We start from the raw sequence: 12,436 nt of genomic DNA on the forward strand, positions 1-12,436 counted from the left end.
CATGCGCATCTTTGACTCTTTGTGTATGTGAAGACCATTTCTGTGGTAAACTTACGCAATACTAAACAAAAGGCAGAAGCTCATGGTATTCGGTACTAGGTTATCGACATGACAAGCTTTAATTGGGGGTTCACACATGTCTCAAGGAAGAGACCCGTATGACGTGCTCGGCGTGGGTCGGGATGCGTCTCAGGATGAGATTAAAAAGGCGTTTCGTAAACTTTCCAAAAAGTATCACCCGGACTTGAATAAAGCCCCAGATGCTGAGGAAAAGTTTAAGGAAGTTGCTGATGCTTACGAAAAGATTGGCGATCCGCAAAAGCGCCAACAATATGACCAATATGGTGATACTGGGCAGCAGTTCGGCGGTGGCCAAGGTGGTTTCGGAGGTCAGGGCTTTGGTGGCTTTAGTGGTGGTCAAAGCTTTGGCGGTTTTGACGATATCTTTAGTCAAATGTTTGGGGGCGGTGGTGCATCTCGCCGCAATCCAAGCGCACCGCAACCTGGTCAGGACTTACAGTACTCGATGAGCTTAAAGTTCGAAGAAGCCATTTTCGGTAAAAAAACGACAATTAAATATGACCGTGAAGAAGTTTGCCACACTTGTGGCGGTAACGGGGCTAAGCCTGGTACCTCTCCGGTAACGTGTCATAAATGTGGTGGCACTGGCTACGTTGAAACAGTGCGCAATACACCACTGGGTCAGATGCGTTCACAACAAGTTTGTGACGTTTGTGGCGGTACTGGTAAAGAGATTAAAGAAAAGTGCCCAACCTGTCACGGGACAGGTCACAATACTGAAAACCACGAAATCGAAGTCACTGTTCCTGCAGGTGTCGACGATGGTCAACAAATGCGCTTACAAGGTCAAGGTGAAGCCGGAACAAATGGCGGTCCTTACGGAGACTTATACATTGTCTTTACGGTTCAACCAAGTAAAGATTTTCAGCGTGATGGCGCCGATATTTACTTCAGTCAACCGTTGACGTTTGCTCAAGCGGCGTTAGGTGACGAAATTGAAGTGAAAACCGTACATGGTAACGTTAACTTGAAGATTCCAGCTGGTACGCAGACTGGTACTAATTTTAGGTTGCGCGGCAAGGGTGCACCTCATTTGCGCGGCAATGGTAATGGTGATGAACGCGTTACAGTAACGGTTCAAACACCTAAGGGTCTTAATAAGGCTCAAAAGGATGCACTTAAAGCTTTTGCCAAGGCTAGCGGTGAAGATGTCCCAACTGGTCATGGCGGTCTATTTGGCCGACGTTAATAAGCAGTTGAATGGAAATGAATGACAAGGCGTATTCTGCGGTAAAATAACTGCAGAGTACGTCTTTATCTTTATACTAGCGAATTGAAGCCTGCCGATTGTTTGAGCACTAGTGGAAACTTTAGGCGACCATTTGTTTGATATAAATTGTCGCAGGCCAAGATCATTGGTATAATAAGTGTTTAGAATTCAACGTTATCAAAAGGTAATGTGTGACAATACCGAAGATTAGCTTCGTGAGTCACAGGGAGGAAATGTGCATGGATCTAACGGAAATGCAGGAACGACAGCGACATATTCGAAATTTTTCGATTGTTGCCCATATCGATCACGGTAAATCAACCTTGGCTGATCGCATTCTAGAGCTGACCGATACTGTGTCCAAACGGGAAATGCAGAATCAAGTGCTGGATGACATGCCGCTGGAACGTGAACGTGGGATTACGATCAAATTAAATGCAGTGGAGCTACACTATCACGCGAAGGATGGGGAAACCTATATCTTTCACCTAATTGATACACCTGGACACGTGGACTTTTCTTATGAAGTCTCACGCTCATTAGCGGCGTGTGAAGGGGCCTTATTGGTGGTAGATGCTGCTCAGGGTGTAGAAGCTCAGACATTAGCGAATACGTATTTAGCGTTAGATAATGATCTAGAGATTCTGCCGGTTATTAACAAAATTGATCTGCCATCGGCTCAGCCAGAAGTTGTTCGTCAAGAAATTGAAGAAGACATTGGCATTGATGCATCTAACGCCGTTTTAGCTAGTGCCAAAAGCGGGATTGGGATAACTGATATTCTTGAGCAAATCGTGCACCAGGTGCCTGCGCCGACAGGTGATTTGGACAAGCCATTAAAAGCGTTGATTTTTGATTCAATCTATGATGATTACCGTGGTGTTGTTTTGAGCCTTCGAATTATGGAGGGAACAGTTAAGCCTGGCGACCACATTCGTTTGATGAATTCGGGAACAGAGTATGAAGTGACTGAAGTTGGTGTTAACTCACCTAAGCCAATCAAACGTGATGTGTTGATGGCCGGAGATGTTGGCTACATCACCGCATCCATTAAGGACATTGCGGATACGCGAGTGGGTGATACGGTCACAGACGCGGTTAATCCCACTGAAAAGGCCTTGCCGGGTTATCGTAAAATGAATCCAATGGTCTACGCAGGGCTATATCCAACTGATAATGGTAAGTACAACGATTTGCGTGACGCTTTGGAGAAGTTACAGCTTAACGATGCGGCATTAGTCTTCGAACCGGAAAAATCGCAGGCATTGGGCTCAGGCTTTCGTTGTGGATTCCTAGGAATGTTGCATATGGACGTGGTTCAGGAACGGTTGGAACGTGAGTTTGATCTGGATTTAATTACCACGGCACCTTCTGTTACGTACCATGTGGATATGACAGATGGTTCTCAAGTCATTGTGGAAAACCCGTCTGAAATGCCGGATCCTTCCAACATTAAAACGATCAATGAGCCTTACGTTAAGGCAACCATCATGGTGCCAAACGATTATGTTGGCGCAGTGATGGAATTATGCCAACGCAAACGCGGTGACTTTGATACGATGGCATATCTTGATGATCACCGGGTAAACGTGATATACTACATGCCATTATCTGAAATCATCTTTGACTTTTTTGACCGCCTTAAAAGTAGCACCCGTGGTTATGCATCCTTAGATTATGAGTTGGATGAATACCGCCCAGGTGATCTTGTTAAGATTGATATTTTACTGAACGGGGATAAAGTTGATGCGCTGAGCTTTATTGTTGCGCGTGAATTTGCAGCCAATCGTGGTCGAACCATCGTTGGTCGTTTGAAAACGATTATTCCTCGTCAGAACTTTGAAATCCCGGTTCAGGCGGCCATTGGCGCCAAGGTAGTGGCACGATCTGATATCAAGGCTTATCGGAAGGATGTAACGGCTCACCTGTATGGTGGTGACCGCACGCGTCGGATGAAGCTACTTGAAAAGCAAAAAGCCGGTAAGAAACGGATGAAGGCCGTCGGAATCGTCGATGTGCCACAAGAAGCATTTATGGCTGTCCTTCAGACTGACGAAGAAGAAAGCCATAAAACGAAATAATTGTTCATTTGACATTGACTATTGGTGAATTAATGAGCAAAATAAGAAAGACAAATTGGAGGTGAGCGTGTGTTAGCACGGACCAAAACGTTTTTGAAAGCAAGTCAGTTTAAATATGAGAAGACGTACATTCGGCCGATGATGGTGCCACAACACGTGTACGTCCTCCGCTTTGGTAAGAAGAAGCTCAATAACCGTTTGATTGCAAAGTACAGTCATAGTTGGACTGGGCGGTTAAAAATTGACGAAATTGATCTTCGTCTTCACGGACAACATAATCCACGGGTATTTCAAGATGAAAATGAGTTATTGAAATACTTGGCCAGCCATATCTTGACAGATGATGGACGGGAACGATATGCAAAAGTTCGGAAAGCGGCTGAACGTGAAGAACACGTTGGTGAATGAACTCACGGTGTGAGCGCCTTCGGTGTTTTAAGCCACTGATAATAACTGATTAATATCTCTTTGTGTCGAGTAGTAGATTAATTCGGCGCAGGGAGATTTTTTTGCTTCAAGGGCTGAAAATCGGCACACTGTATCCAATAGGTACGACGGGTGTAATAGGTTGTTAATCTAGTGGTTTCAATAGTTGGTTATAGAAATGATAAACTGACGGTACAAGCTCAGTGATGGTATTTTTAGTTAATTTTTGGGACAATAGAGTTCAGAAAAAGGTTGGAGGTCAAGATCAATGAAGGTAATTGAATCATTTGGCACACAAAGTATCGATGAACGGGCTGCGATGATCGATGGCACTCGGCCAACGCCCAATGTTGGAGAGCATGACGTTCGCGTTAAGATTACGGCAGTATCAGTTAATCCTGTCGATACCAAGTTACGACAAGCACTAACAAGCCAGACTGTAGGCACAATTCTTGGTTATGACGCAGTGGGACAGATTGCTGAAATTGGCAGTGCTGTTGATCATTTTAAGATTGGTGATCGTGTATTCTATGCGGGTAGTACTGCCCGTGATGGTGCCAATGCTGAAGAACAGGCAGTTGACGCCCGTTTGATTGCACATGCCCCTGAACACTTAACGGATGCGGAGGCCGCAGCGTTGCCACTAACGTCATTGACAGCTGGCGAGGTGCTCTTCACTAAAATGGGTTTTAAAATGGCTGCTGATGCCAACGTCGGTCAACAACTGTTAATTATTAATGGTGCTGGTGGCGTAGGATCTGTCGCTATTCAACTGGCTAAGTGGGCAGGATTGACCGTTTCAGCAACAGCGTCACGTCCAGAAACTCGTGATTGGGTCAAAAAAATGGGCGTTACTCACATTTTTAACCATCGTGAAGCCCTGGCGCCTCAAGTGGCCGAAGCGGGAATCAATTTCTTTGATGGTATCTTAATTCTGCACTCAACCGATCAGTATTTTGAAACAGCGGCAAAATTAATCAAGCCGTTTGGTCATGTGGCATCCATCGTCGAGAATCGCGAGCCGCTGCCAATGGGACTATTGAAGAATAAGGCTGCTAGTTTTGATTGGGAATATATGTTTGCAAAAAGTGATTATGGTGTCGATCTCAACTCCCAAGGTCAATTGTTAGCAAAAATCGCCGAGTTAGCAGATCAACAAATCTTGCACACGACGTTAACCACGACGATTGATTCAGGCATCAACGCTGACAATTTGCGGGCTGCACATCAATTAGTTGAAGCCAACAAGATGGTCGGTAAGGTGGTTGTTACCGGACCGTTTAACGGCAGTGAAAAAGCCTAATTAATTTTTAAAAGTGAAAGGAAGAAAACTAAGGTGCAGTGGACAGAAGTAAGCGTAACAACGACTAATGAAGCGGTAGAGGCTGTGAGCAACATTTTAATGGATGCTGGTGCATCTGGTACTAAAATTGATGACGCAGCGGATTTTGCTGCATTGCAACCAGAATTTCCTGGTGAACTACTGGATAAGCGAGATTTACCACATTTGACTCATGGTGCTGTGGTGACCGCTTATTATTCTGAGACCATTGAACTCTCAACGATTATTCCGACAATTGAACAACGGATTAACGAGCTGGATAGTTTTGGCTTGGATGCCGGACCGGCAACCGTGTTGCAAAAACCAGTTGCAGAAGCCGACTGGGCGAACGTTTGGAAAAAATATTATCATCCAGTACGTGTTACGCGTTATTTGACGGTTGTTCCCAGTTGGGAGCATTATCAGACGGCCGACAAAAACGAAAAAACGTTAATTCTCGATCCTGGCATGGCGTTTGGTACTGGTACTCATCCAACGACGGCATTGATGTTACAGGCATTGGAATTAACCATTCGTGGCGGTGAAACGGTACTGGACGTTGGTACAGGATCTGGTGTGTTATCTATTGCAGCAAAACAGCTTGGCGCTGGTGAAGTTTTTGCGTATGACGTTGATCAAATTGCTGTAGACTCGGCTAAAAGCAACTTAGATCTCAACCCAGTTGCTAAGGATGTCCATGTGAGTGCCAATGACCTACTAAAGGGCGTTACACAAACAGCCGACATCATTGTTGCCAATATTTTAGCCGATATTATTGTGCCATTGATTCCGCAAACGTGGCCGTTGTTGCCAAAGGGTGGTCTGTTTTTAACGAGCGGCATTATTGCGGATAAATATCCGTTGGTCGTTGGCAAACTGAGGGAAGCTGGTTATCAAGTTGTCGAAACCTTGCGGCGTGGTGACTGGTATGGCATTATCGCTAAAAAGCCGGAGGCAAACGACTGATGCAACACTATTTTTTGCCGCATGACTGGCAACAAACAACAGAATTCCAGTTAGACGCGGCGACATACAAACATTTTGTTCAGGTACTGCGTGCCACAGAAGGCACTGAAGCTGAGTTTGTCACACCGTTACACGAATTATTGGTTGCACGACTAGTTAAGCTGGATAGTGATCAGCGAAGCGCGACGATGCATGTGGAACGCAAGCAAACCGTTGATGTGGAATTACCAGTGCACGCCCGCATTATTTGTGGGGTTCCCAAGGGCGATAAAGCCGAATTAATTACGCAAAAGGCCACCGAATTGGGCGTTCATGAAATTGTTTTTGTACCTACACAATGGTCAGTCGCTTCATGGAAGCAAAAGGCTGCTAAAAAGTTGTCACGATTACAGGTGATCGCAACTAATGCTGCTCAGCAATCACACCGTCTTGCGATTCCTCAATTGAAATACGCGAGTTCTTTAAAGGAAGCGGCAACAATGCCCGCCGACTTTAATCTGGTAGCTTGGGAAGAGTCGGCCAAAAAACAAGAGACCGGTCATTTAGTTCAGACATTTGAAAAAATGCGGATTGGTCAGACAATCAATGTCATTTTCGGACCGGAAGGCGGACTGACGGTTCAAGAAGTTGATGACCTGACCACAAATGGTTATGTGGCCGCGGGATTGGGACCGCGAATTTTACGAACCGAAACGGCGCCATTGTACTTTTTGAGTGCGCTATCTTATGCCGTTGAGCTGCAAAAAGATTCAAAAAATGTAAATTAATGAAAATTAATCGTGACGCTGTTCGGTAAATTGGCTATAATGTTCAACATAAATTAAAATTTGATGAAAAGCGTGGCGATTCAATGACAGGTCTGAGGGCACATAGTGGTTGGCAGTATTGGTTACTCGGTTTATTTTTTGGCGGTTTGTTACCATGGCTGGCTAATGCCAGTAGCATGACCGTTTACCATAAAGTAATGTGGGTGTTACTTGGTATTAATGGTGTATATGCGCTGGTAAGTGGCTGGCAAATTGGTCGGTCGCAGCATGACAGTTGGCGTGTTTTGATTTTCCCAGTGTTGTTTGCGCTGTTCACATATTTCTTGAAAGACAATGCACATGAATACGCCTATTACCTTGCAATTGGGTATGCGTGTGTTAGCTATTTTGTGAGTGGTTTCCACACGGGTTTTACCACTGACCACCGTTCGCTTTCGGCTCCTGCGCATCAAGCGAAGACAGTTGCTGCCGGTAAATTAGCGGTTGGTCGTTAATGACTTAGATTATGTTGCTGCCAGTGTTAGGTGATTACCTAGGACTGGCATTTTTGCTATCAATGGCTTACTGTAAGCGTTAGATTTAAGCGTAGGCATTGTTTAATTTACCTTTTCGGGTAAAATTAGGACAACAATAAATGCATTTGGGGTGAAATAATGTCAAAAGAACATATTTGGACAGCTGATGAAGTTATGGCTCAGGTCAGTTCTTACATGAATACAGAGCACGTGGCCCAAGTGCGGGAAGCGTATGAGTTTGCGGCTAGAGTTCACGCTGAACAAAAACGGCAGTCTGGTGAGCCGTATATTATGCATCCAATTCAGGTAGCGGCAATTTTAGCTGATCTGCGAATGGATCCAGAAACGGTCGAAGCCGGTTTTCTTCACGACGTGGTTGAGGATACGGTTGCAACACTTGATGACTTGCGTAATGAATTTGGCAATGATGTTGCTGAAATCGTCGATGGCGTCACTAAAATTGGTAAGATTAAATATCGCTCCAACAAAGAACAATTAGCAGAAAATCACCGTAAATTACTACTCGCGATGTCACATGATATTCGCGTCATCATTGTGAAGTTGGCGGATCGATTACACAATATGCGGACCTTACAGCATTTGCGCCCAGATAAACAGCGCAGAATTGCGAACGAAACGCTGGAAATTTATGCACCATTGGCTGATCGGTTAGGGATCAGCACCATTAAGTGGGAACTCGAAGACTTAAGCCTGCGTTACCTCAATCCAGAACAATATTATCGGATTGTTCACTTGATGAATTCCAAACGGAATCAGCGAATTGAGATTATCAATGAAGCGATTGGCGAACTTAAAGATGCCATTAGCGACTTACACATCAAAACGGAAGTTTATGGTCGGCCAAAGCATATTTATTCCGTTTACCGCAAGATGGTCGACAAGCATAAACAGTTTGATCAGATTTATGATTTGTTGGCCATTCGGGTTATTGTTCAATCAATTCGTGATTGTTATGCGGTTTTAGGTGCAATTCACACGCACTGGACGCCAATGCCAGGGCGGTTTAAGGATTACATTGCGATGCCTAAGGCAAATATGTATCAATCCCTTCACACGACCGTTATCGGCCCTGAAGGCAAGCCATTGGAAGTACAGATTCGGACGGAAGAAATGCATCGGGTGGCCGAATTTGGGGTTGCCGCGCATTGGGCTTATAAAGAAGGGCAAACGGATGAAGTTCAGGAAACCAGTAACGGCGATCGGCTAAATTGGTTTAAGCAAATTATTGAACTACAGAACAACGCCACCAATGCTGATGACTTTATGGAAGGCGTGAAGGGTGACTTGTTCACGGATTCCGTTTACGCGTTCACACCTAAGGGTGATGTACTAGAATTGCCAAAAGGTGCCGGACCGTTAGACATGGCTTACATTATCCATACGCAGGTCGGTAATCATACGACCGGGGCAAAAGTCAACGGTAAGATTGTGCCGCTGGATTCTGAAATTAAAACGGGTGACATTGTTGATATCATGACGTCACAGAATTCCAGCGGTCCAAGTCGTGACTGGGTTAACCTAGTCCACACAAGACGCGCACGTAATAAGATCAAACAGTATTTCCGTAAAATGGATCGTGAAGAAAATATTGATGCTGGTCGCGACATGATTACGCACGAATTGCGTGAGCTCAATTTTGATCCTAAAGAGATCATGACAGATGCCAAACTGGAGAATGTAGCAGAACGGATGCATTATCGTTCAGCAGATGATCTGTTATCTGCCATTGGTTTTGGGGATGCTGCTCCGCGCGGCGTCGCAAATCGTTTGACTTCGGACGAGCGGGCCAAAATTGCTGCTGACAAACAAGCTGAGACGGAACGGGAAATTCTTACCGATAGCAGTGAAAAGAGCGAAGAAACGCAGGAAACCACTGCTAAAGCTGATGCCAAACAATCGTCCTCTGATGGGGTCATCATCGAAGGCGTTGACAATCTTCTTGTTCGCTTGAGCCACTGTTGTTCACCAATTCCAGGTGATGCGATTGTCGGTTACATCACGAAGGGTCGTGGCGTTTCTGTCCATAGAGCTGATTGCCCTAACGTTAAATCGGCAGAAGAGCACGGTGAGCGAATTGTGGACGTCGAATGGGATGATCCGGAAAATAACCGGACTAACTACAACGCTGATATTGAAATCCGCGGTTATAATCGGAATGGTTTATTGAATGATGTTCTACGGATGATCAACAACACGACTAAGTTCTTGACTTCTGTGACCGGTAAAGTGGACCATAATAAGATGGTCGTCATTTCTGCGACGGTTGGTGTCCGCAATCTGGAGGTTCTTAACCATATTATGGACAACGTAAAGAACGTCCCAGATGTGTACGAAGTGCTTCGGGCAACACACTAATCGGATTTTGGTTGTTTCGTAGTCCGATTTTGGGAGGATATAGATAATGCGTGTTCTGTTGCAACGAGTAAGTCAGGCTAGGGTAGACATTAATCAGGTGACCGTTGGGCAAATAAACCATGGATTGTTACTACTGGTTGGCATTGCACCAACGGATACACAGGCTGAAGCGGATTACCTTGCTCACAAAATTTTAAATTGCCGTATTTTCAGTGATGACAATGACAAGATGAATTTAAACATTCAGGATGTTGCCGGGCAGATTTTGTCCGTTTCTCAGTTTACGTTGTACGCTGATTTAGCAAAGGGTAATCGACCAGGATTCTCTAATGCTGGTCAACCATCTATGGCAGAGCCATTATGGCAGTACTTTAACGAACAGCTTGCGGTGCAAGTGCCGGTTGAAACGGGTAAATTTGGTGCTGATATGCAAGTGAGTTTGGTTAACGACGGCCCCGTAACCTTGATGTATGAAAGAAATCATCAATAATAGTTTGAGGCGATTAGCGGATTTATTGCGCTGATCGTCTTTTTAGTTCACCTGAGTATTTCAGGGCAAACAAAAACCGTGATGACATTTCTGCTCACGGCTAAATTGGTTTCATATAGTAGATTGTAAAATTAATCCGAACGCTGTTCGGACAAAAAAGATCAGCTTCCTTTAAAATGGTGTTTACAACAAACCCATCTTTTAGGAGCTGATCTTTTGTCTAGTATAACCTATTCCGAACGAATTAAAATCGAAACCTTTTGTGAACTAGGGCTGTCCAATATCCAAATGGGCGTTCGGCTGAACCGATCACCGTCAACAATTTCTTATGAATTATCTCGATGTCAACCTTATCAGGCTGAATTAGCACAAACAGATGCCGAATACAAGCGATCACGATGTGGTCGGAAAACTAAGCTGAGCGATGAGTTAAAGCAAACAATTCTCAACCATTTACATCTAAGCTGGTCACCAGGAATGATTGCTCACGAATTTAAACTAGCGACTAAATCTATTTATAATTGGCTAAATCAGGGGAGAATTGGTTTCTCCTTGAATGATCTACCTGAACATGGCGTACGCCAACGGCGTAACGTTGACCAACGATCCAAATATAATCAATCTTTGGGGCGATCGATTGAACAGCGTCCCATGATGATTAATCAACGTAATCGCATCGGTGATTTTGAACTAGATACCGTCGTTGGCCCTCGTGGGCATAGTAAGGCAGTTTTATTAACTTTAATCGATCGCAAATCACGGTTCCTTTGGGCATATCGGTTAAAGGACCGAACGACAGCGAGTGTTAATGAAGCACTGACTAAGTTCCTAACAACTTTTAATGGACCGGTGCACAGTTTTACTGTGGACCGTGGTACTGAGTTTAGTGGGCTAGTATCATTTGAATCACAATATGGTATTAAGGTAGATTGTAAAATTAATCCGAACGCTGTTCGGACAAAAAAGATCAGCTTCCTTTAAAATGGTGTTTACCACAAACCCATCTTTTAGGAGCTGATCTTTTGTCTAGTATAACCTATTCCGAACGAATTAAAATCGAAACCTTTTGTGAACTAGGGCTGTCCAATATCCAAATGGGCGTTCGGCTGAACCGATCACCGTCAACAATTTCTTATGAATTATCTCGATGTCAACCTTATCAGGCTGAATTAGCACAAACAGATGCCGAATACAAGCGATCACGATGTGGTCGGAAAACTAAGCTGAGCGATGAGTTAAAGCAAAAAATTCTCAACCATTTACGTCTAAGCTGGTCACCAGGAATGATTGCTCACGAATTTAAACTAGCTACTAAATCTATTTATAATTGGCTAAATCAGGAGAGAATTGATTTCTCCTTGAATGATCTACCTGAACATGGCGTACGCCAACGGCGTAACGTTGACCAACGATCCAAATATAATCAATCTTTGGGGCGATCAATTGAACAGCGTCCCATGATGATTAATCAACGTAATCGCATCGGCGATTTTGAACTAGATACAGTCGTTGGTCCTCGTGGGCATAGTAAGGCAGTTTTATTAACTTTAATCGATCGAAAATCACGGTTCCTTTGGGCATACCGGTTAAAAGATCGGACGACAGTGACTGTTAATGAAGCACTAACTAAGTTCCTAACCACTTTTAATGGTCCGGTGCACAGCTTTACTGTGGACCGTGGCACTGAGTTTAGTGGGCTAGTATCACTTGAATCACAATATGGTATTAAGACCTATTACTGCCATGCTTATACGCCAGCTGAACGTGGTAGTAATGAACGCTTTAATCGGAATTTACGTTATTTTTATCCTAAAGGGACTCGTTTTGAACACATTAGTGCTCAAGATTTAACGACGACGTTACTCCAAATTAACCAGCGACCGCTTAAAATACTCGACTGGCAAACACCGTATCAGGTTATGCTGACAAATTTGTCCAAAAATTCGGATTAAATTTGCAATCTACCTTAAGACCTATTACTGTCATGCTTATACGCCAGCTGAACGTGGTAGTAATGAACGCTTTAATCGGAATTTACGTTATTTTTATCCTAAGGGGACTCGTTTTGAGCACATTAGTGCTCAAGATTTAACGACGACGTTACTCCAAATTAACCAGAGACCGCTTAAAATACTTGACTGGAAAACACCGTATCAGGTTATGCTGACCAATTTGTCCAAAAATTCGGATTAAATTTGCAATC

At 44.1% G+C, this 12,436-nt stretch carries 10 protein-coding genes and 2 pseudogenes; all 12 read left to right on the forward strand.

The genetic code is table 11. The features are described 5' to 3' along the window. The first annotated feature begins 136 nt into the window (after positions 1-136). Positions 137-1,270: a molecular chaperone DnaJ gene (gene dnaJ, locus ABUE36_RS07075; RefSeq protein WP_421016472.1), complete on the forward strand. Its 1,134-nt coding sequence runs from the start codon at positions 137-139 to the stop codon at positions 1,268-1,270. A 260-nt stretch (positions 1,271-1,530) separates the two neighbouring features. Further along, complete coding sequence (lepA, locus tag ABUE36_RS07080) at positions 1,531-3,372, forward strand: translation elongation factor 4 (RefSeq protein ID WP_161001225.1); 1,842 nt, start codon at positions 1,531-1,533, stop codon at positions 3,370-3,372. A gap of 69 nt (positions 3,373-3,441) precedes the next feature. Then, a complete protein-coding gene (locus ABUE36_RS07085; protein ID WP_161001226.1) occupies positions 3,442-3,780 on the forward strand; it encodes a hypothetical protein in 339 nt (112 codons plus the stop codon). 286 nt (positions 3,781-4,066) lie between these two features. After that, complete coding sequence (locus tag ABUE36_RS07090; RefSeq protein WP_161001227.1) at positions 4,067-5,101, forward strand: zinc-binding alcohol dehydrogenase family protein; 1,035 nt, start codon at positions 4,067-4,069, stop codon at positions 5,099-5,101. 33 nt (positions 5,102-5,134) lie between these two features. Then, positions 5,135-6,085: a 50S ribosomal protein L11 methyltransferase gene (prmA, locus tag ABUE36_RS07095; protein ID WP_161001228.1), complete on the forward strand. Its 951-nt coding sequence runs from the start codon at positions 5,135-5,137 to the stop codon at positions 6,083-6,085. Continuing rightward, a complete protein-coding gene (locus ABUE36_RS07100; protein WP_161001229.1) occupies positions 6,085-6,852 on the forward strand; it encodes an RsmE family RNA methyltransferase in 768 nt (255 codons plus the stop codon). The genes prmA and ABUE36_RS07100 overlap by 1 nt, the downstream gene beginning before the upstream one ends. A gap of 83 nt (positions 6,853-6,935) precedes the next feature. Beyond that, entirely contained in the window at positions 6,936-7,346 is a 411-nt protein-coding gene (locus ABUE36_RS07105) for a hypothetical protein (protein WP_161001230.1), read from the forward strand. A 159-nt stretch (positions 7,347-7,505) separates the two neighbouring features. Further along, on the forward strand, positions 7,506-9,743 hold the full coding sequence (locus tag ABUE36_RS07110) for a RelA/SpoT family protein (RefSeq protein ID WP_161001231.1): 2,238 nt from the start codon (positions 7,506-7,508) through the stop codon (positions 9,741-9,743). Positions 9,744-9,789: 46 nt separating this feature from the next. Further along, positions 9,790-10,233, forward strand: a complete 444-nt coding sequence (gene dtd / locus ABUE36_RS07115) for a D-aminoacyl-tRNA deacylase (RefSeq protein ID WP_161001232.1) — start codon at positions 9,790-9,792, stop codon at positions 10,231-10,233. A 216-nt stretch (positions 10,234-10,449) separates the two neighbouring features. Continuing rightward, positions 10,450-11,157: pseudogene (locus tag ABUE36_RS07120) on the forward strand (IS30 family transposase); the annotation flags it as partial. 98 nt (positions 11,158-11,255) lie between these two features. Continuing rightward, entirely contained in the window at positions 11,256-12,185 is a 930-nt protein-coding gene (locus tag ABUE36_RS07125) for an IS30-like element ISLpl1 family transposase (RefSeq protein ID WP_421016461.1), read from the forward strand. 13 nt (positions 12,186-12,198) lie between these two features. Then, positions 12,199-12,426: pseudogene (locus tag ABUE36_RS07130) on the forward strand (transposase); the annotation flags it as partial. Positions 12,427-12,436 lie beyond the last annotated feature (10 nt).

Origin of the sequence: Furfurilactobacillus cerevisiae (genome assembly GCF_048961765.1) — a bacterium.
In the GTDB taxonomy this organism is placed as follows: Bacteria; Bacillota; Bacilli; order Lactobacillales; family Lactobacillaceae; genus Furfurilactobacillus; species Furfurilactobacillus milii_A.